The organism is Klebsiella sp. GW_Kp181, from assembly GCF_040062315.1.
In the GTDB taxonomy this organism is placed as follows: domain Bacteria; phylum Pseudomonadota; class Gammaproteobacteria; order Enterobacterales; family Enterobacteriaceae; genus Klebsiella; species Klebsiella oxytoca.
On sequence record NZ_JBEAFR010000085.1, the window covers coordinates 87,933 to 108,762 of the forward strand.

General features: G+C 55.7%; 19 protein-coding genes. 18 read left to right on the plus strand and 1 reads right to left on the minus strand.

The features are described 5' to 3' along the window. Positions 1–2 precede the first annotated feature (2 nt). The 17 genes from nuoE to ABLV11_RS25600 all read left to right on the plus strand — a co-directional run bounded on the left by nuoE (position 3) and on the right by ABLV11_RS25600 (position 19,293). A complete protein-coding gene (gene nuoE, locus ABLV11_RS25520) occupies positions 3–503 on the plus strand; it encodes an NADH-quinone oxidoreductase subunit NuoE (RefSeq protein ID WP_004104075.1) in 501 nt (166 codons plus the stop codon). Further along, on the plus strand, positions 500–1,837 hold the full coding sequence (gene nuoF / locus ABLV11_RS25525; protein ID WP_004104072.1) for an NADH-quinone oxidoreductase subunit NuoF: 1,338 nt from the start codon (positions 500–502) through the stop codon (positions 1,835–1,837). Before nuoE ends, nuoF begins: the two co-directional genes overlap by 4 nt. A 155-nt stretch (positions 1,838–1,992) precedes the next feature. Next, positions 1,993–4,719: an NADH-quinone oxidoreductase subunit NuoG gene (gene nuoG / locus ABLV11_RS25530; RefSeq protein WP_126489377.1), complete on the plus strand. Its 2,727-nt coding sequence runs from the start codon at positions 1,993–1,995 to the stop codon at positions 4,717–4,719. After that, complete coding sequence (gene nuoH, locus ABLV11_RS25535; RefSeq protein WP_004104068.1) at positions 4,716–5,693, plus strand: NADH-quinone oxidoreductase subunit NuoH; 978 nt, start codon at positions 4,716–4,718, stop codon at positions 5,691–5,693. The genes nuoG and nuoH overlap by 4 nt, the downstream gene beginning before the upstream one ends. Before the next feature lie 14 nt (positions 5,694–5,707). Beyond that, on the plus strand, positions 5,708–6,250 hold the full coding sequence (gene nuoI, locus ABLV11_RS25540) for an NADH-quinone oxidoreductase subunit NuoI (RefSeq protein ID WP_004104066.1): 543 nt from the start codon (positions 5,708–5,710) through the stop codon (positions 6,248–6,250). 10 nt (positions 6,251–6,260) lie between these two features. Continuing rightward, positions 6,261–6,815, plus strand: a complete 555-nt coding sequence (nuoJ, locus tag ABLV11_RS25545; protein WP_004104064.1) for an NADH-quinone oxidoreductase subunit J — start codon at positions 6,261–6,263, stop codon at positions 6,813–6,815. Continuing rightward, entirely contained in the window at positions 6,812–7,114 is a 303-nt protein-coding gene (nuoK, locus tag ABLV11_RS25550; protein WP_004104062.1) for an NADH-quinone oxidoreductase subunit NuoK, read from the plus strand. Before nuoJ ends, nuoK begins: the two co-directional genes overlap by 4 nt. Continuing rightward, the gene (gene nuoL / locus ABLV11_RS25555) at positions 7,111–8,952 is read left to right on the plus strand and encodes an NADH-quinone oxidoreductase subunit L (RefSeq protein WP_004104060.1); all 1,842 of its coding nucleotides are present in this window, start codon (positions 7,111–7,113) and stop codon (positions 8,950–8,952) included. The genes nuoK and nuoL overlap by 4 nt, the downstream gene beginning before the upstream one ends. Before the next feature lie 163 nt (positions 8,953–9,115). Next, positions 9,116–10,645: an NADH-quinone oxidoreductase subunit M gene (gene nuoM, locus ABLV11_RS25560; protein ID WP_004104059.1), complete on the plus strand. Its 1,530-nt coding sequence runs from the start codon at positions 9,116–9,118 to the stop codon at positions 10,643–10,645. Between the two features lie 6 nt (positions 10,646–10,651). Then, complete coding sequence (nuoN, locus tag ABLV11_RS25565) at positions 10,652–12,109, plus strand: NADH-quinone oxidoreductase subunit NuoN (protein ID WP_004104058.1); 1,458 nt, start codon at positions 10,652–10,654, stop codon at positions 12,107–12,109. Positions 12,110–12,324: 215 nt separating this feature from the next. Beyond that, positions 12,325–12,876, plus strand: coding sequence for a tyrosine-type DNA invertase (locus tag ABLV11_RS25570; RefSeq protein ID WP_024274515.1), 552 nt, complete (start codon positions 12,325–12,327; stop codon positions 12,874–12,876). Positions 12,877–13,301: 425 nt separating this feature from the next. Beyond that, positions 13,302–13,838, plus strand: a complete 537-nt coding sequence (locus ABLV11_RS25575; protein ID WP_004104056.1) for a fimbrial protein — start codon at positions 13,302–13,304, stop codon at positions 13,836–13,838. Positions 13,839–13,900: 62 nt separating this feature from the next. Beyond that, positions 13,901–14,563: a molecular chaperone gene (locus ABLV11_RS25580; protein WP_004104055.1), complete on the plus strand. Its 663-nt coding sequence runs from the start codon at positions 13,901–13,903 to the stop codon at positions 14,561–14,563. A gap of 30 nt (positions 14,564–14,593) precedes the next feature. After that, on the plus strand, positions 14,594–17,143 hold the full coding sequence (locus tag ABLV11_RS25585; protein ID WP_348855981.1) for a fimbria/pilus outer membrane usher protein: 2,550 nt from the start codon (positions 14,594–14,596) through the stop codon (positions 17,141–17,143). A gap of 19 nt (positions 17,144–17,162) precedes the next feature. Then, complete coding sequence (locus ABLV11_RS25590; protein WP_023321366.1) at positions 17,163–18,206, plus strand: fimbrial protein; 1,044 nt, start codon at positions 17,163–17,165, stop codon at positions 18,204–18,206. 12 nt (positions 18,207–18,218) lie between these two features. After that, a complete protein-coding gene (locus ABLV11_RS25595) occupies positions 18,219–18,728 on the plus strand; it encodes a fimbrial protein (protein ID WP_134883989.1) in 510 nt (169 codons plus the stop codon). Between the two features lie 34 nt (positions 18,729–18,762). Then, a complete protein-coding gene (locus ABLV11_RS25600; protein ID WP_004114230.1) occupies positions 18,763–19,293 on the plus strand; it encodes a tyrosine-type recombinase/integrase in 531 nt (176 codons plus the stop codon). A 52-nt stretch (positions 19,294–19,345) separates the two neighbouring features. On the opposite strand, the gene rnz is transcribed toward ABLV11_RS25600, so the two are convergent. Then, the gene (rnz, locus tag ABLV11_RS25605) at positions 19,346–20,266 is read right to left on the minus strand and encodes a ribonuclease Z (RefSeq protein WP_064373206.1); all 921 of its coding nucleotides are present in this window, start codon (positions 20,264–20,266) and stop codon (positions 19,346–19,348) included. Positions 20,267–20,325: 59 nt separating this feature from the next. On the opposite strand from rnz, the gene ABLV11_RS25610 reads away from it, so the two are divergent. Further along, positions 20,326–20,787 carry a GNAT family N-acetyltransferase gene (locus ABLV11_RS25610; protein WP_004104042.1) on the plus strand — a complete coding sequence of 154 codons (462 nt, stop codon included), beginning with the start codon at positions 20,326–20,328 and terminating at the stop codon, positions 20,785–20,787. Positions 20,788–20,830: the final 43 nt, after the last annotated feature.

Consider the following 20,830-nt stretch of genomic DNA (forward strand, 5'->3'; position numbering starts at 1 on the left):
TTATGCACGAGAATCAACAACCACAAACCGAGGCTTTTGAGCTGAGTGCGGCAGAGCGTGAGGCGATTGAGCACGAGAAGCACCACTACGAAGACCCGCGTGCGGCGTCCATTGAAGCGCTGAAGATCGTTCAGAAGCAGCGCGGCTGGGTGCCGGACGGCGCAATCTACGCTATCGCCGATGTGCTGGGGATCCCGGCCAGCGACGTAGAAGGCGTGGCGACGTTCTATAGCCAGATTTTCCGCCAGCCGGTAGGGCGTCACGTGATTCGCTACTGCGATAGCGTGGTGTGCCATATTACCGGGTTCCAGGGCATTCAGTCGGCGATCGAGAAGAAGCTGGATATCAAACCGGGTCAAACGACCTTTGATGGCCGCTTCACTCTGCTGCCGACCTGCTGTCTGGGCAACTGCGACAAGGGGCCGACGATGATGATTGATGAGGACACTCACAGTTATCTGACGCCGGAAGCGATTCCTGACCTCCTGGAGCGGTATAAATGAAAACCATTATTCGTACTGCCGAAACCCATCCGCTGACCTGGCGGCTGCGCGACGACAAGCAGCCGGTATGGCTGGATGAATACCAGAGCAAAAATGGCTACGCCGGGGCGCGTAAAGCGCTCTCCGGGATGGCACCGGATGAAATCGTCACGGCGGTAAAAGACGCTGGCCTGAAAGGGCGCGGCGGCGCGGGCTTTTCCACCGGTTTGAAGTGGAGCCTGATGCCGAAAGACGAATCCATGAACATCCGTTATCTGCTGTGTAACGCAGATGAAATGGAGCCGGGTACCTATAAAGACCGCCTGCTTATGGAGCAGCTGCCGCACCTACTGGTGGAGGGTATGCTGATCTCCGCTTTTGCGCTGAAAGCTTACCGCGGCTACATCTTCCTGCGCGGAGAATATGTTGAAGCGGCTCAGCATCTGCGCCGGGCGATTGCCGAAGCGACCGAAGCGGGCCTGCTCGGCAAAAACATACTCGGCACCGGTTTTGACTTCGAGCTGTTCGTCCATACCGGGGCAGGGCGCTATATTTGCGGCGAAGAAACCGCGTTGATTAACTCTCTCGAAGGCCGCCGCGCGAACCCGCGCTCGAAGCCGCCGTTCCCGGCCAGCTCCGGCGTATGGGGCAAACCGACCTGCGTTAACAACGTTGAAACCCTGTGCAACGTGCCGGCGATTCTGGCTAACGGCGTTGAGTGGTATCAGAACATTTCCACCAGTAAAGATGCCGGCACCAAGCTGATGGGCTTCTCCGGGCGGGTGAAAAATCCGGGCGTCTGGGAGCTGCCGTTCGGCACCACCGCGCGCGAGATCCTCGAAGATTACGCCGGCGGCATGCGCGATGGCCTGAAGTTCAAGGCCTGGCAGCCGGGCGGCGCGGGTACCGACTTCCTGACTGAAGCGCATCTTGACCTGCCGATGGAGTTCGAAAGCATCGGTAAAGCGGGAAGCCGCCTGGGGACGTCGCTGGCGATGGCCGTTGACCACGAGATCAACATGGTATCGCTGGTGCGCAACCTCGAAGAGTTTTTCGCCCGCGAGTCCTGCGGCTGGTGCACGCCTTGCCGCGACGGTCTGCCGTGGAGCGTGAAAATTCTGCGCGCTCTCGAGCGCGGCGAAGGGCAGCCGGGGGATATCGAGACGCTTGAGCAACTGTGTCGATTCCTCGGACCGGGTAAAACCTTCTGCGCGCACGCGCCGGGTGCGGTTGAGCCGCTACAGAGCGCGATTAAATATTTCCGCGAAGAATTCGAAGCTGGCATTAAACAGCAGTTCAGCAATACCCATGCAATCAACGGGATTCAGCCGAACCTGCTTAAGACGCGCTGGTAATGTATCCACAAGATCATTCAGGTTGCATCAAGGCGGCAACTGAGTGAACCCCCAGGACTTACTACAGTAAGTGACCGGGGTGAACGAAGGCAGCCAACGCAGAGGCCGCCTGAATGAAGAAGTGGAAAAGATTTTTTTACTTTGGAAGCACGCTAATGGCTACGATTCATGTAGACGGCAAAGAGTACGAGGTCAACGGAGCGGACAACCTGTTAGAAGCTTGTCTCTCTCTGGGTCTTGATATTCCTTACTTTTGCTGGCATCCGGCGCTGGGAAGCGTTGGTGCTTGCCGCCAGTGTGCGGTGAAGCAATATCAGAACGCGGAAGACACGCGTGGCCGCCTGGTGATGTCCTGTATGACTCCGGCATCCGACGGCACTTTTATTTCTATCGACGACGCAGAAGCGAAGCAGTTTCGCGAAAGCGTAGTTGAGTGGCTGATGACCAACCACCCGCACGACTGTCCGGTGTGCGAAGAGGGCGGCAACTGTCACTTACAGGATATGACCGTGATGACCGGTCATAGCTTCCGTCGCTACCGCTTTACCAAGCGTACCCACCGTAACCAGGATCTGGGGCCGTTCATCTCCCACGAAATGAACCGCTGCATCGCCTGCTACCGCTGCGTTCGCTACTATAAAGACTATGCCGACGGTACCGACCTGGGCGTCTATGGCGCTCACGATAACGTCTACTTCGGTCGCCCGGAAGACGGCGTGCTGGAGAGCGAATTCTCCGGCAACCTGGTTGAAGTCTGTCCGACCGGCGTCTTTACCGATAAAACACACTCCGAGCGCTATAACCGTAAATGGGATATGCAGTTTGCACCAAGCATCTGCCAGCAGTGTTCCATCGGCTGTAACATCAGCCCCGGCGAGCGCTACGGCGAACTGCGTCGTATCGAAAACCGCTATAACGGTACCGTTAACCGTTACTTCCTCTGCGACCGCGGACGTTTTGGCTACGGCTATGTGAATCTGAAAGATCGCCCGCGTCAGCCGGTTCAGCGTCGCGGCGACGATCTGATTACCCTTAACGCCGAGCAGGCGATGCAGGGGGCGGCAGATATTCTGCGCCAGTCGAAGAAAGTGATTGGTATCGGTTCCCCGCGCGCCAGCATTGAAAGCAACTTTGCGCTGCGTGAGCTGGTCGGCGCCGACAACTTCTATACCGGCATCGCGAAGGGCGAACAGGAACGCCTGCAGATGATGCTGAAAGTGCTGCGCGAAGGCGGTATTCATACCCCGGCGCTGCGCGAGATCGAATCTTACGATGCGGTGCTGATCCTCGGTGAAGATATTACCCAGACCGGCGCGCGTATCGCGCTGGCGGTGCGTCAGGCGGTGAAAGGCAAAGCGCGCGAAATGGCGGCGGCGCAGAAGGTCGCCGACTGGCAGATCGCCGCGATCCTTAACATCGGCCAGCGTGCAAAGCATCCGCTGTTCGTGACCAACATCGACGACACCCGTCTTGATGACATTGCGGCATGGACCTATCGCGCGCCGGTGGAAGATCAGGCGCGTCTTGGCTTCGCCATTGCCCACGCGCTGGACGATAGCGCGCCGGCGGTCGAAGGTCTGAGCAGCGAGCTGAAAGGCAAAATCGAGGTGATCGTTCAGGCGTTAGCCGGAGCGAAAAAACCGCTGATTGTTTCCGGAACTAACGCCGGCAGCATCGAGGTGATTCAGGCTGCAGCGAACGTGGCGAAAGCCCTGAAAGGCCGCGGCGCCGACGTTGGCGTGACCATGGTCGCCCGGGCAGTGAATAGCGTTGGTCTCGGGATGATCGGTGGCGGCTCGCTTGAAGAGGCGCTGAGTGAACTGGAAACCGGCGCAGCCGATGCGGTTATCGTGCTGGAAAACGATCTGCACCGCCACGCTTCAGCCGCCCGCGTAGATGCGGCGCTGGCGAAAGCGCCGCTGGTGCTGGTGGTTGACCATCAGCGTACGGCGATTATGGAAAAAGCGCATCTGGTGCTCTCCGCGGCAAGCTTTGCGGAAAGCGATGGCACCGTGGTCAACAACGAAGGTCGCGCCCAGCGCTTCTTCCAGGTTTACGACCCGGCCTATTACGATGCGAAAACCGTGATGCTGGAAAGCTGGCGCTGGCTGCACTCGTTGCACAGCACAGTGAACAATCGTCAGGTTGACTGGACGCAGCTGGACCACGTGATTGACGCCGCCATTGCCGCCCTGCCGCAGCTGGCCGCGATCAAAGACGCCGCGCCGGATGCGACCTTCCGCATTCGCGGTCAGAAGCTGGCTCGTGAACCGCACCGCTACAGCGGACGTACGGCGATGCGCGCCAACATCAGCGTGCATGAACCGCGTCAGCCGCAGGATAAAGACACCATGTTCGCCTTCTCTATGGAAGGGAACAACCAGCCGTCCGCGCCGCGTTCGCAAATTCCGTTTGCCTGGGCTCCGGGCTGGAACTCCCCTCAGGCTTGGAACAAGTTCCAGGATGAAGTGGGCGGTAAACTGCGCCACGGCGATCCGGGCGTGCGTCTGATTGAAGCCTCCGCCAGCGGTCTTGAGTACTTTACCGCGGTACCGGCAAGCTTCCAGGCTGAAGAAGGGAAATGGCGTATCGCGCCTTACTACCATCTGTTCGGCAGCGACGAGCTGTCGCAGCGTGCTCCGGTATTCCAGAGCCGCATGCCGCAGCCGTACGTTAAGCTCAACCCGGCAGATGCCGCGAAGCTTGGCGTGAACGAAGGGGCGATGGTTTCCTTCAGCGTTGATGGCCAGGCGCTTAGCCTGCCGCTGGTAATCTCGGCGGGGCTGACGGCAGGGCAGGTTGGCTTACCGATGGGCTTGCCAGGGATTGCGCCGGTGCTGACCGGAGCGCGTATTGATACTCTGCAGGAGGCGAAAGCATGAGTTGGTTAACTCCCGATCTCATCGACATTCTGTTAGGCATCCTTAAGGCGGTAGTGATTCTACTGGTGGTGGTCACCTGCGGCGCGTTTATGAGCTTTGGCGAACGTCGTCTGCTGGGCCTGTTCCAGAACCGTTACGGACCTAACCGCGTGGGCTGGGGCGGTTCGCTGCAGCTTGTCGCCGACATGATCAAAATGTTCTTTAAAGAGGACTGGGTTCCGCGCTTCTCGGATCGTGTGATCTTTACTCTGGCGCCGGTGATCGCCTTTACTTCGCTGCTGCTGGCCTTCGCCATCGTGCCGGTCAGCCCGACGTGGGTGGTGGCCGATCTGAACATCGGTATCCTGTTCTTCCTGATGATGGCGGGCCTGGCGGTCTATGCGGTGCTGTTCGCCGGCTGGTCGAGCAACAACAAATACTCGCTGCTTGGCGCGATGCGTGCTTCTGCCCAGACCCTGAGCTACGAAGTGTTCCTCGGCCTTTCCCTGATGGGCGTAGTGGCGCAGGCCGGTTCATTCAACATGACCGATATCGTCAATAACCAGGCGCATCTGTGGAACGTCATCCCGCAGTTCTTTGGTTTCGTGACCTTTGCGATTGCGGGCGTAGCGGTATGTCACCGTCACCCGTTTGACCAACCGGAAGCGGAACAGGAGCTGGCTGACGGTTATCACATCGAATACTCCGGCATGAAGTTCGGTCTGTTCTTCGTCGGTGAATATATCGGGATTGTTACCGTATCGGCGCTGATCGTGACGCTGTTCTTCGGCGGCTGGAATGGCCCATGGTTACCTCCTTTCATCTGGTTCGCGCTGAAAACCGCGTTCTTTATGATGATGTTCATTTTGATCCGCGCATCATTACCGCGTCCGCGCTATGACCAGGTAATGTCCTTTGGCTGGAAGGTATGCCTGCCGTTAACGCTGATCAACTTGTTGGTAACGGCGGCTGTCATTCTCTGGCAGGCGCAATAAGGGGTGAATTGACCATGACCTTAAAAGAATTATTGGTAGGGTTTGGCACCCAGGTCCGCAGTATCTGCATGATCGGGATGCACGCCTTTGCCAAACGTGAAACTCGGATGTACCCGGAAGAGCCGGTATATCTGCCGCCGCGCTACCGTGGCCGCATCGTGCTGACGCGCGATCCGGACGGCGAGGAGCGCTGCGTTGCCTGTAACCTGTGTGCGGTAGCTTGTCCGGTAGGCTGTATCTCTCTGCAAAAAGCCGAAACTAAAGACGGCCGCTGGTATCCGGAGTTTTTCCGCATCAACTTCTCACGCTGCATTTTCTGCGGTCTGTGCGAAGAAGCATGCCCGACGACGGCGATTCAGTTGACCCCGGACTTTGAGCTGGGCGAATACAAACGTCAGGATCTGGTGTACGAAAAAGAGGATCTGCTGATTTCCGGTCCGGGTAAATACCCGGAATATAACTTCTACCGGATGGCGGGTATGGCAATCGACGGCAAAGATAAGGGCGAAGCAGAGAACGAAGCTAAGCCTATCGACGTCAAGAGCCTGTTACCGTAAGGAGAGGGCAATGGAATTCGCTTTTTATATCTGTGGCCTGATAGCCATCCTCGCTACCCTGCGGGTGATCACCCATACCAATCCGGTGCATGCGCTGCTGTACCTGATCATTTCGCTGTTGGCGATTGCCGGGGTGTTCTTCTCGCTAGGTGCTTACTTTGCCGGTGCGCTGGAAATTATCGTCTACGCCGGGGCCATTATGGTGCTGTTCGTGTTCGTGGTGATGATGCTCAATCTGGGCGGCAGCGAAATCGAGCAGGAGCGCCAGTGGCTGAAACCCGGGATCTGGATTGGCCCCGCCATCCTCTCTGCGGTACTGCTGGTGGTTATCGTTTACGCCATCCTCGGTATTAACGATCAGGGAATTGACGGTGCGGCGATTAACGCCAAAGAGGTCGGTATTGCGCTGTTTGGTCCGTACGTTCTGGCGGTGGAGCTGGCCTCCATGCTGCTGCTCGCGGGCCTGGTTGTTGCCTTCCATATCGGCCGCGAAGAGCGCGCCGGGGAAGTGCTGAGCAACCGCCCGAACGACAGCGATAAAAGAAAAACGGAGGAACACGCATGATCCCCTTAACACATGGACTGATCCTCGCCTCTGTCCTGTTTGTCCTCGGCCTGACGGGGCTGGTTATCCGCCGCAATCTGCTGTTTATGCTGATTAGCCTGGAGATCATGATCAATGCCGCGGCGCTGGCTTTCGTGGTTGCAGGAAGCTACTGGGGCCAGACCGATGGCCAGATAATGTATATCCTCGCCATCACCCTCGCCGCCGCGGAAGCGAGTATCGGCCTGGCGCTGCTGCTGCAGCTCCATCGTCGTCGCCAGAACCTGAACATCGATTCAGTAAGTGAGTTGCGCGGATGAACATGCTTACCCTAACCATTCTTTTGCCATTGATTGGCTTTGTTTTGCTGGCCTTCTCTCGCGGACGCTGGTCGGAGAATTTATCCGCCACCGTGGGGGTGGGTTCGGTCGGTCTGGCGGCGCTGGCGACGGCGTTTGTCGGCGTCGACTTCTTTGCCAACGGCAAACAGGCGGTCAGCGTTCCGCTGTGGACCTGGATGTCGGTGGGCGACTTCAATGTTGGCTTCAACCTGGTGCTGGACGGTCTCTCTCTGACCATGCTGTCCGTGGTCACTGGCGTCGGTTTCCTGATCCACATGTTCGCCTCCTGGTATATGCGCGGTGAAGAGGGCTACTCCCGCTTCTTCGCTTATACCAACCTGTTTATCGCCAGCATGGTGGTTCTGGTGCTCGCTGATAACCTGCTGCTGATGTACCTCGGCTGGGAAGGCGTGGGCCTCTGCTCCTATCTGCTGATCGGTTTCTACTACACCGATCCGAAGAACGGCGCGGCGGCAATGAAAGCGTTCGTAGTGACCCGCGTCGGCGACGTGTTCCTGGCGTTCGCGCTGTTCATTCTCTACAACGAACTGGGCACCCTGAACTTCCGCGAAATGGTTGAGCTGGCGCCTGCGCACTTTGCCGCCGGTAATAACATGCTGATGTGGGCAACCCTGATGCTGCTGGGCGGCGCGGTGGGTAAATCTGCGCAGCTGCCGTTGCAGACCTGGCTTGCGGACGCGATGGCTGGTCCAACGCCGGTCTCCGCGCTGATCCACGCCGCCACCATGGTGACCGCCGGCGTCTACCTGATTGCGCGCACGCATGGCCTGTTCCTGATGACCCCGGAAATTCTGCATCTCGTCGGGATCGTCGGAGCGGTAACGCTGGTGCTGGCAGGCTTCGCCGCGCTGGTGCAGACCGATATCAAACGCGTACTCGCATATTCCACCATGAGCCAGATTGGCTACATGTTCCTCGCGCTCGGCGTGCAGGCGTGGGATGCGGCGATTTTCCACCTGATGACCCATGCGTTCTTCAAAGCGCTGCTGTTCCTGTCGTCCGGCTCGGTGATCCTCGCCTGCCACCACGAACAGAATATCTTCAAGATGGGCGGCCTGCGTAAGTCTATTCCGCTGGTGTACGTCTGCTTCCTGGTGGGGGGCGCGGCGCTGTCCGCACTGCCGCTGGTGACGGCAGGCTTCTTCAGTAAGGATGAGATCCTGGCGGGCGCGATGGCGAACGGTCATCTGAATCTGATGGTGGCCGGTCTGGTCGGGGCATTTATGACCTCCCTGTACACCTTTCGTATGATTTTCATCGTGTTCCACGGCAAAGAACAAATTCATGCTCACGCAGGGAAGGGGATTACCCATCATCTGCCGCTGATTGTGCTGCTGGTGCTCTCAACCTTCGTTGGCGCGCTGATTGTGCCGCCGCTGGATGGCGTACTGCCGCAGACCACCGAGCTTGAGCATGGACGCGTCATGACCCTGGAGATTGCCTCCGGAGTGATTGCCATCGCCGGTATTCTGATTGCCGCCTGGCTGTGGCTGGGTAAACGCACGTTGGTCACATCGATTGCCAACAGCGCGCCGGGTCGTCTGCTCGGGACCTGGTGGTACAACGCCTGGGGCTTTGACTGGCTGTACGACAAAGTGTTCGTCAAGCCGTTCCTCGGCGTGGCGTGGCTGCTGAAGAGCGATCCGCTGAATGCGCTGATGAACATTCCGGCGATCCTTTCCCGCTTCGCAGGTAAAGGCCTGGTGGTAAGCGAGAACGGCTATCTGCGCTGGTATGTGGCTTCAATGGGCATTGGCGCTGTCGTGGTGCTGGCGTTACTGATGGTATTGCGCTGAGTTTGAGGATTGTGGGCGTTGTCGGTTAACCCGACTTACAAGCAGTAGGCCCGGCAAGCATAGCGCTGCCGGGCAATAACACCCGCAATCCGAAGTGAATTTTCTGTGAGAATTCGTTGAAAATCGGTCCTGAACGGGACTTTAACAAGGAATAAAGATCGCCATGTTATTACCCTGGCTAATATTAATTCCCTTCATCGGCGGCTTCCTGTGCTGGCAGACTGAACGCTTTGGCGTGAAGATGCCGCGCTGGATCGCGCTGATCACTATGGGATTGACGTTTCTGCTTGGCCTGCAGTTGTGGATGCAGGGCGGCTATTCTCTCACGCAATCTACCGGTATTCCGCAGTGGCAATCGGAATTCGTGATGCCGTGGATCCCGCGATTCGGGATTAGCATTCATCTGGCTATCGACGGTCTGTCGCTGCTGATGGTGGTGCTGACCGGGCTGCTCGGCGTGCTGGCGGTGCTCTGTTCATGGCGCGAAATCGAGAAATATCAGGGGTTTTTCCATCTTAACCTGATGTGGATCCTTGGCGGCGTGATCGGCGTATTCCTGGCTATCGACCTGTTCCTGTTCTTCTTCTTCTGGGAAATGATGCTGGTGCCGATGTACTTCCTGATCGCGCTGTGGGGCCATAAGGCTTCCGACGGTAAAACGCGCATCACGGCGGCAACCAAGTTCTTCATTTATACCCAGGCGAGCGGTCTGGTGATGCTGATATCCATCCTGGCGCTGGCGTTTGTGCACTTCAACGCTACCGGCGTATGGACCTTCAACTATGAAGAGCTGCTGAAGACGCCGATGTCCCACGGCGTGGAATACCTGCTGATGCTGGGCTTCTTTATCGCTTTCGCGGTAAAAATGCCGGTGGTTCCGCTGCACGGCTGGCTGCCGGATGCGCACTCTCAGGCGCCGACCGCGGGTTCCGTTGACCTCGCGGGGATCCTGTTGAAAACCGCGGCCTACGGCCTGCTGCGCTTTGCGCTGCCGCTGTTCCCGAACGCTTCCGCCGAATTTGCGCCGATCGCGATGTGGCTTGGCGTGATCGGTATTTTCTATGGCGCGTGGATGGCCTTCAGCCAGTACGATATTAAGCGTCTGATCGCTTACACCTCCGTCTCCCATATGGGCTTCGTGCTGATTGCTATCTACACCGGCAGCCAGCTGGCTTACCAGGGGGCGGTGATTCAGATGATCGCTCATGGTCTGTCAGCAGCCGGTCTGTTTATCCTTTGCGGTCAGCTTTACGAGCGTCTGCATACGCGCGATATGCGCCAGATGGGCGGTCTGTGGAGCAAAATTAAGTGGCTGCCGGCGCTGTCGATGTTCTTTGCGGTAGCGACCCTCGGGATGCCGGGCACCGGTAACTTCGTCGGCGAATTTATGATTCTGTTCGGTAGCTATAAGACCGTGCCGGTGATTACCGTTATTTCTACCTTTGGTCTGGTGTTCGCTTCCGTGTACTCGCTGTCGATGCTGCATCGCGCGTACTTCGGTAAAGCAAAAAGCGAAATCGCCGCCAAAGCGCTGCCGGGAATGTCCCTGCGTGAACTGTCGATCATCCTGCTGCTGGTTGTTCTGCTGGTGCTGCTGGGCTTCTTCCCGCAGCCGATTCTGGACACCTCGCACTCTGCGATGAGTAACATTCAGCAGTGGTTTGTTAATTCTGTTTCTACTACAAGGCCGTAATTCGCCATGACAATAACTCCACAACAACTGATCGCACTGCTACCGTTGCTGATCGTCGGCTTGACGGTGGTGGTTGTGATGCTCTCCATTGCGTGGCGACGCAATCATTTCCTCAATGCCACGCTGTCGGTTCTCGGCCTGAACGCCGCGCTGATATCACTCTGGTTCGTGGGTCAGAACGGAGCGATGGACGTCACGCCGCTGATTCGCGTTGACGGTTACGCGATGCTCTATACCGGCCTGGTGCTGCTGGCCAGCCTGGCAACCTGCACCTTTGCCTACCCGTGGCTTGAGGGTTACAAGGACAACAAAGAAGAGTTCTATCTGCTGGTGCTGATCGCCGCACTGGGCGGCATTCTGCTGGCGGGCGCTAACCATCTGGCAGCGCTGTTCCTCGGCATTGAGCTGATTTCGCTGCCGCTGTTTGGCCTGGTCGGCTACGCTTTCCGCCAGAAACGTTCGCTGGAGGCCAGTATCAAATATACGATCCTGTCCGCCGTTGCCTCTTCGTTCTTGCTGTTCGGTATGGCGCTGGTGTATGCCAATTCCGGTAACCTCTCCTTCCTGGCGCTCGGTAAGAGCCTGACGGATGGCATGCTGCATGAGCCGCTGCTGCTGGCCGGTCTCGGCCTGATGATTGTCGGTCTTGGCTTTAAGCTGTCGCTGGTGCCGTTCCATCTGTGGACGCCGGACGTCTACCAGGGCGCGCCTGCCCCGGTATCGACCTTTCTGGCCACCGCCAGCAAGATTGCTATCTTCGGCGTGGTCATGCGTCTGTTCCTTTACATGCCGGTGGGCGACAGCGAAGCAGTGCGGGTGGTTCTGGGTCTGATCGCCTTTGCATCGATTATCTTTGGTAACCTGATGGCCCTGAGCCAGACCAACATCAAACGTCTGCTCGGCTACTCTTCCATTTCCCATCTTGGCTATCTGCTGGTGGCGCTGATTGCCCTGCAGAGCGGTGAGATGTCGATGGAAGCGGTGGGCGTCTATCTGGCCGGATATCTGTTCAGCAGCCTCGGCGCGTTCGGCGTGGTGAGCCTGATGTCCAGCCCGTACCGCGGCCCGGACGCAGACTCTCTCTACTCCTACCGCGGCCTGTTCTGGCATCGCCCGATTCTGTCGGCGGTGATGACGGTAATGATGCTGTCTCTTGCCGGGATTCCGATGACGCTGGGCTTTATCGGTAAGTTCTACGTGCTGGCGGTGGGTGTGCATGCGCACCTGTGGTGGCTGGTCGGGGCGGTAGTGGTGGGTTCGGCGATTGGCCTCTACTACTATCTGCGCGTGGCGGTGAGCCTCTACCTCAGCGCGCCGGAGAAACTGAATCGCGATGCGCCGTCTAACTGGCAGTACAGCGCCGGTGGTATCGTCGTGCTGATCTCCGCGCTGCTGGTGCTGGTGCTCGGCGTGTGGCCGCAACCGCTCATCAACATCGTACAGCTGGCGACGCCGCTGATGTAATGCTGCACGCAGGTTGGGAACGAACAAGGACCGCTTCGGCGGTCCTTTTTTTATATCTACCAGCAAGCGATGGGAATTTTCTTTAATATTGCCTATTTTTCGTATTATTCATGCTTTTTATCATATTAATCTCACTTTACGTTTCCACTCATCCTCTTATTTTCCGTACTATTATTGATACGCACACTGTTGTGTTCTGTAGATGGAGAAAGTGAATGAAAACAAGGCGTAAGCATTTGACTGTCGGTGAAGTTCAGCGTTTGGTTGATGCAGCCAGACGGGGGGCTAACCCGGAACGCGATGTCTGTTTATTGTGGATGTGTTTTAATCATGGATGCAGGGTGAGTGAAATTCGTCACTGGAAGCTCTCGGATATCGATATTCAAAGCGGGGTTATTTATATTCGACGGTTAAAAAATGGCTTTTCAACGACCCATCCGATATATAAACAAGAGGTGAAAGTTCTTAAGGAATGGCTGCGCGTGCGTAAGGATTATCCCGGTAATCATTCCGGCTGGCTCTTTTTATCGCGCAATGGTCAACCTTTATCCCGGCAGCGAATATATCAGATGATGAAGAACCTGAGTCTTGTCGCCCAGCTGGAGATCAGCGCTCATCCCCATATGCTGCGCCACGCCTGCGGTTTTGCGCTGGCTAACAACGGTGTCGATACGCGATTAATCCAGGATTTTCTCGGCCACAGGAATATTCAGCATACGGTCATTTATACGGCAAGTAATGATGCAAGATTTAGAGAGGTTTGGTAAATGAAATAGTCATTTTGTATCAAACTGTCTCCTATGCTATCCACAGGTGGTAACAATGTCAATTTATGATTAACAATATTTTTTGTTATGTTTTTCATACGTTTAAATTATATATTGGTGTCATTTATTCTTGGGGTTATTTAAATTAGTTTAATGCATGAGTTGTCTCTCCTTTCGACCCTTAGTGTTTTATCGTGTTTATTAAGGTTTCACCTGGCAAATATAAAATCAAATATGCCTTCCCTGGCAATTTATATTTCAATTAATTGAAGTGGTCAAATTGATACAAAATGACCACTTCAAAATATTATATCCATTCATGGGTCAATGTTTTGAAGCGTTATTAATATCAAGCGTAAATAAAAGGATGCGCTCAGTATTGCGCTTTTAAATTAATGCATTGACTGCATTGAAAAGGATAAATCATGAAAAAAACATTACTTGCTGCTGTAGTTGCCGGTTGCGCGGCGTTCTCTGGTGCTGCGCTGGCGGATGACGGTCAGGTGAAGTTTCTCGGCGAAATCATCGATGCTGGCTGTGACGTGGTTAACGACATGACCAACCCGCTGGAAGTTCATATGGGGCAGATTGCCAAGACCGCGTTTAGCGGTACCGGTTCTACTGCGGCTGAACAGGATTTCTCGATCAAACTGGAAAACTGCCCGACGACCGTCGCCAAAGCATCGGTACTGTTCTCCGGCCCTAACGTCAACGGTGATAATGAAAAACTGGAGCTGACCGGCGCCGGTACCGATCCTGACGTTGCCGAAGGCGTGGCCCTGCAGCTGGTTGATGGCAGCAACAACAATACCCTGCCGCTGTTCACCCGTTCCACCAGCCTGAATATCCCGGCTACCGGCAAAATCGATCTGCCGTTCCGCGTTCGTTATATCCAGACTGATACCACAGTGGTTGCCGGTAAGGCAGACGGTAGCGCGAACTTCACTATCAGCTACAACTGATTCTCCGTTTGTATGACAGTGTTAGCGAGCCCTGCGTGGCTCGCTTTTCCAGGGAGCTGGAGATGAAACGATACCTGAAAGTGCTAATGGCTGGATGGCTGTTAGTGGGCGCTGCGGCACATGCGGGCGTCGTCACCGGGGGCACTCGCCTGATATATCCCGGGGGCAAAAAAGAATCCTCTCTGAGCGTTACCAATACCGATGCTACGCCTTATCTCATTCAAAGCTGGGTAGAAGCTGCGCAGGGGGCCGCCCCTTTTCTGTTGACTCCGCCTTTATTTCGCCTGGATGGCGAGCAGCAAACCCGTCTGCGGGTGATTTATAGCGGCGGCCTGCCGGAAAACAAAGAGAGCATGTTCTGGATGAACATCAAAGCGATTCCTTCTTCGCAAGCGAAAGCCGGGGCCAACACCCTGCAGATCGCGATCAAAACGCGCATCAAACTCATCTATCGACCTAAATCCGTCGTGGGTTCGCCGGAGATGGTAACGGAGCAGCTTCGCTGGGCGCGTAGCGGTAACACGCTCCAGGTAACCAATCCGACCGCGTTCTATATGAATTTCGCCGAGGTCAAAATAGGCGGGGCCGAAGTCAAGGACGCCAACTGGGTGGGGCCAGGGGAAACGGCGCGCTTTGAACTACCGCGCGGCAGCGCCGGCGCTTTGCAGTGGAAGCTGATTAACGATTACGGCGGAATCGGCGCGCAGCACCGCGCTAATTTGTAGAGGCTGTCTGGCCAGGGAGTTCCAGAGAAAATGAAAAATAATCATAAAAAATGGCGGCTTAACCGGATAGCCGGAGCTCTGGCCGTTGCGCTGTTACCGCTGTGTGACGAGGTCCTGGCGCGGGATGTTTTCAACCCGGCCCTGCTGGAAATGGATGGACCTCAGACGGGCATCAGGGATTTATCAGCCTATGAGCAGGTCGGAGGCCAGCAGCCGGGCAGCTATCGGGTGGATATTTACCTTAATAACGTTTTTATGGATACCCGCGATGTGACTTTTCAGCAAGGTGAAGGCGCCGGGAAAACGGAACTGCAGCCGTGCCTGAAGGTCGAAGAGCTTGCGGAATGGGGCGTGCGCGTCTCCCGATTTCCAGATTTAGGGCGAAAGTCAGCAAACTGCGCGGATATGAGCGTCATACCGCAGGCGAAAGCCGAGTTTCGTTTCAGCCAACAGCGGCTGTTATTAAGCTTCCCTCAGGCGGCAGTGTCCAGCGCAGCCCGGGGCTGGGTCGATCCTAAACAGTGGGATGACGGAGTGACGGCGCTGCTGCTGAATTACGCTTTTAGCGGAGCCAACAACTGGTCGCGCAAGAACGACACGCCGGATAGCGATAATCAATACGTTAACCTCCGTCCCGGTATTAACATCGGACCGTGGCGTTTGCGTAACTACACGACCTGGACCCGCAGCAGCGGCGGCGGCGAGTCGAGTAACAGCTGGGATACGGTCTACACCTATGCGCAGCGCAATATTAATGCTCTGCAAGGGGTGATGACGCTGGGCGACAGTAGCACCGACGCCGACGTTTTTGAAGGTATTCCCTTTCGCGGAGCGATGCTGGCTTCCGATGACGATATGCTGCCGGAAAGCCTGCGCGGCTATGCGCCGGTTGTGCGCGGGATCGCGCGGACTAACGCCCAGGTCATTATTCGCCAGAACGGCTATGAGATTTATCAGACCTACGTCTCCCCCGGGGCATTTGAAATCACCGATATGTATCCGACCGGGGGGTCTGGCGATCTGTCGGTGACTATCAAAGAGGCCGATGGCAGCGAGCAGAACCTGATCGTGCCCTATGCTTCACTCCCCGTTCTGCAGCGTGAAGGGCGTCTGAAATATAGCGTAACTACTGGGGTGTATCGCGCCTACGACAACAGTATTGACGAGACGCCTCTCTCTCAGGCAACGGCCATCTACGGTCTGCCATGGGGATGGACGTTGTACGGCGGCGGTCAGTTTAGTAGCAAATATCAGTCGCTGGCGTTGGGTATGGGCAAAAACCTCGGCGAACTGGGGGCCGTATCGACCGACGTTACCCAGGCCTGGTCGAATCGCCATGATAAAGATAAAGAGAGCGGTCAGTCGGTTCGTGTTCGTTACAGCAAAGATCTTCCGGGATTAGGGACCAACGTCAGCCTGGCAGGATATCGCTATGCCACCAGCGGTTACTGGGATATGCAGGAGGTGCTGGATACCTATCGCGATGACGCCTATACGCCTTCAGTGGAACGGCGGCGCAACCGGGGAGAGGTGACGATCAGCCAGAGTCTTGGTGATGAGATGGGGTCGCTGTCGCTAAGCTATATTCGCGAGGACTACTGGAACACCGGTCGTACCATGGAGTCAGTGGGCGTCGGTTACAACAATAGCTGGCGCGGCATCAGCTATAGCATGAACTATAGCTACAATCGCAATACCACCGATCAGAACACCGGTAAACGTAATGATGAAGACCATCTGTTCGCCTTAAGCATCAGCATACCGCTGGGCGAATGGCTGCCTAATCCGGTCTATGCCAACTACTCCCTTAACAGCAGCAAAAATGGCTCGACTACCAACAACCTGGGCCTCTCCGGTACCTTGCTGGAGCGTAACAACCTGAGCTGGAGCGTACAGGAAGGTTATACCAGCCAGGGAAGAGGGGAGAGCGGCAGCGTTAACGCCGACTGGCGTGCGACCTACGCGGAACTGACCGGCGGCTACAGTCATGATAAATACAGCCACCGCCTGAACTACGCCCTGCGAGGCGGAGTACTGGCGCATGAGAATGGGCTGACGCTTGGGCAGCCATTTGGTGAAACCCTTGCTTTAGTTAAAGCCCCGGGCGCCGCGGGCGTTGGCATCAACAACCAGACCGGCGTCAGAACCGACTGGCGGGGCTATGCCCTGGTACCTTACACCTCGCCGTATCGTAAAAACACCTTAACGCTTGATACCAGCACGATGCCGGATGATGTCGACCTTGAGCTAACGACGCAAACGGTGGTGCCAACCCGCGGGGCGGTAGTGCGCGCTTATTACGCTACCAGCGTCGGTAGCCGGGTGCTGATGACGGTGCGTCAGGATAACGGGCGGCCGGTGCCTTTTGGCGCCATGGTCAGCATTCCTGGAGCCGCGTCATCTGAGCAAGCTTTTATCGTTGGCGATAGCGGCCAGGTCTATCTGACCGGGCTGGAATCTAGCGGCGTACTTAACGTGAAGTGGGGGGCCAGCGCGCAAGATCGCTGCCGGGTCCAGTATGCGCTGCCGTCAGGGAAAAGCCTCACCGGCATTATCGTAGCCCAGGGGCTATGCCGTTAATCGAAAGGATGCAGAGACAATGAAACGATTTTCATGGGGATTACTGACCGGTCTGGCGGCGCTGGCGATATCGCCGCAGATTATGGCGGAAACGGGCTGGTGTCAGAATACGGGTAATGGCGGAGCTCCTTTCCAGGACAGCTTTTCATTTATTGAAACTTTTACTAACCCTTCGCAAAACCAGGCCGGAATGGCGTTCCCTCGTCTGTACCATTGGACTACCGGGGGAACCTATCAGGCGAAATGTGATTGCGGTAGCGATGTTACTGGTACTACGTATTTTCGAGCCACTGTTCCGGGATTAGTCGCGACGCAAACCCGAAGCGGCTTGAATTATTATCAGCTGAATAAATACCTGGAAATCGCCAGCGAGCTATTTATTGCCGGCGGGGTGAATCAGTATTTACCGACGCCCATTCAGGATAAAAGCAATCTAAATAATCAGGGTTATGCCTGTAACCCGGGCGGTACGCTGTTTAATACCGGTTCAGTGGGATATATCTCGCTCTACTTTACCCGGCCGTTCGTCGGTCAGGTGACGATCCCGCCAACGGTGATCCTGAACGTTTACGGGTCGCGGAAAACGGGGAGCTATAGCAGTATTCCTCTCACGCAGATCTCAATGAGCGGCTCGGTAACAGTACCGCAGTCCTGCGAGATTAATACCGGTCAGCCGATTAATATCGACTTCGGCGATATTGCCGCGAATAACTTTAAAACTTCAGGTCAGATGCCGACGGGCTTTACGCCGCATGTTGTCAATATGACGGTAGCCTGTACTAATATTTCCTCAGGGGTAAAAATTGCGCTTTCCTTCCAGGGAACGGCGGATACGAATGACAGTACCGCGCTGGCGACCACAAATAGTGATATTGCGGTTCGTATAGAAAATATTACTGGTGTCAAAATCCCCGTTATATCCGGAATGCTGCCGGTCAATCTGAATTACGCGACCCAGAAAGGGGACACGACCATGAAAATCTATCCGATTAATACCACCGGGAATGTACCCGATGGCGGCGGATTTACGGCGACGGCAACCATTCAAGCAGAAATCGAATAGCAGGAGTGAATAATGAAAAAGGCGCTATGGCTGGCATTGCTGCTGCCTGTTTTTTCATCCTGGGGCGGCATCCCTCTGAACGTGAAGGGTAATATATATTATCTCCCCTGCGACGTCAGCACCGATACGAAGTATCAGGAGGTGAATTTCGGCACGCTGCTGAATATCGATTTTCAAACTGCTGGCACCGCTTCTGAGTGGAAAACCTTTAGCCTGAACGTTGAAAATTGCCCGGCGGGTACGACGAAAGCGACGGTGAAATTTGATGGCGTGATCGACGGCGATGATGCCACGCATTTCGCCAATATGGCCGCCAGCGATGCGGCGCAAAATATCGCGCTGCAGATAACCAATACCGATCATTCCACAACCTATAAAAACCAGGATCGGATGACTATTGCTATTAACGGTAGCACCGGCAAAGGCGAATTCCCGCTGGCCGCGCGCTTATATTCAACACAGGGCGGAGCAAAAGTGGGAAAATTCGAGTCGGTGGTGCAGCTGACTTTTACCTATCAGTAATTGTATGTATTAAATGGATGAAAAGGAATGTCATATGCAGGATGAGACGGAATATCTGAGCGTTAAAGACGTTGAGCGCCTGGTGCTTGCCGCACATTATTGTGCGCACCCCGAGAGAAATAGCTGCATGATCCAAATGTGCTTTTTGCACGGTTGTCGGATTAATGAAATTACCGCATTAACTTTGCGGGATGTCGACCTGCCGGGAAAACGAATTTATATTCGCCGGGCGCGTCACGGGATCTCGGGGTATCATCCATTACAACCCAAAGAGATTATCTCATTGCAGCGCTGGCTATTGGCCAGAGAGTGTTATCCAGCCCATAATGATTTACTCTTTATCTCTTCGCGGGGAAATCAGATGACTCGCCAGCGTTTTTATCAAATCATTCGTGAATGCTGTGAGCTGGCGAAACTGAAGCAAAATATTCACCCGCGGATGCTGCGCCATGCTTGCGGATATGAATTGGGTAAAAAAGGCATAGATGATGACTCTATCCAGGATTATCTGGGCTATCGCAATTTAAAATCTATTCTGCGTTATAACGGTTATGTTGAAGAGTAATTTTTGGCGTAATCGCGGGTAACGTTCATCTCCCGCGTTACGCCTGTTTTTTTTATTCGATGTTATAAACCAGAAAATCTTCCGCCAGCACGGTAGGGGGAAAGACCTCCCGACACTCAGCCAACAGCCGCTGACAGCCTTCGGCATCATAGCGCGAGCTAAAATGAGTGGCGATAAGCGTCCCGACGCCTGCTTCCCTCGCTAACGCCGCCGTTTGCTGGCTGGATGAATGCCCGCGACCGTTGGCTTTTTCCGCCATCGCCTGTTCGAGCGTAACCTCATGAACCATAACGTCCACGCCGCGCGCCAGCTCCAGCGCCTCCGGGCAGGGGGCGGTATCGCCGAAAATCGCCAGCTTCTTACCGGGCGTTGCCGGCCCAAGGTAGCGGCTGCCGTCAATCAACCGACCATCTTCCAGTTCAACCGTCAGCCCCAGTTTTAAGCGGTGGAACAACGGACCGGGAGGCACGCCCTCGGCGATAAGCTGTGCGGCATCAAGGGGACCCGGCTTATCATGCTGTTCGATCCGATAGCCGTAGCACTCAACCGGATGGTTTAACGGCCAGGCGGTGACCCGGAAACCGGCTTCATCAAATACCAGACCCGGTTCGACTTCGACGATTGCCAGTGGATAATCGGTCCAGGAACCGCTAAGACGCAGGGCGGTTTCCACAAACTCCTTAAGCCCCTTTGGCCCGTACAGCGTTAACGGCAGAGAATTACCCTGCATTGAGCGGCTGCACAGCAGGCCGGGAAGACCGAAAAGATGATCGCCATGTAAATGGGTAATAAAGATCTTATTCAGCTTGCCGGGATGATAAGGGGTGTGGAGAAACTGATGCTGCGTTCCCTCCCCGCAGTCGAACAGCCACATCTCCGCCATAGTTGGCTGTTGCAAATTCAGCACCATCGACGTCATATTACGCGTACGGGTTGGCACGCCAGCGGATGTCCCCAAAAAGAGTAATTCCATCGTCCAGTGTCCTCAGGGCGTGGGTCAAAAAACAAAGTATACCAACTAAGGAACCGCAGATGATGACATGGCAGGATCTTCACCACGCTGAACTGACCGTCCCCCAGCTCTATGCTGTGCTGAAATTACGCTGTGCGGTGTTCGTTGTCGAACAAACCTGCGCCTATCAGGATATCGACGGCGACGATCTGGTAGGGGAGAACCGCCATCTTCTCGGCTGGCGCGGCGATGAACTGGTGGCCTATGCGCGCATTCTCAAGAGCGATGATGAATATGAGCCGGTCGTGATTGGCCGGGTGATCGTCAGCCCGGCGGTGCGCGGCGAAAAGCTGGGCTATCAACTGATGGAGCAGGCGCTGGCCAGCTGCCGTCAACACTGGCCGCAGAAGGCCATTTATCTTGGCGCCCAGGCGCATCTGCAAAAATTCTACGCCAGCTTCGGCTTTGTGCCGGTGACCGACGTCTACGACGAGGACGGCATCGACCATATTGGCATGGCATACGAAATTGCCACCCACTAGCCGCCGGGCTGATTAAAAGCCGCTCCCTCATCGGGGGTACTGC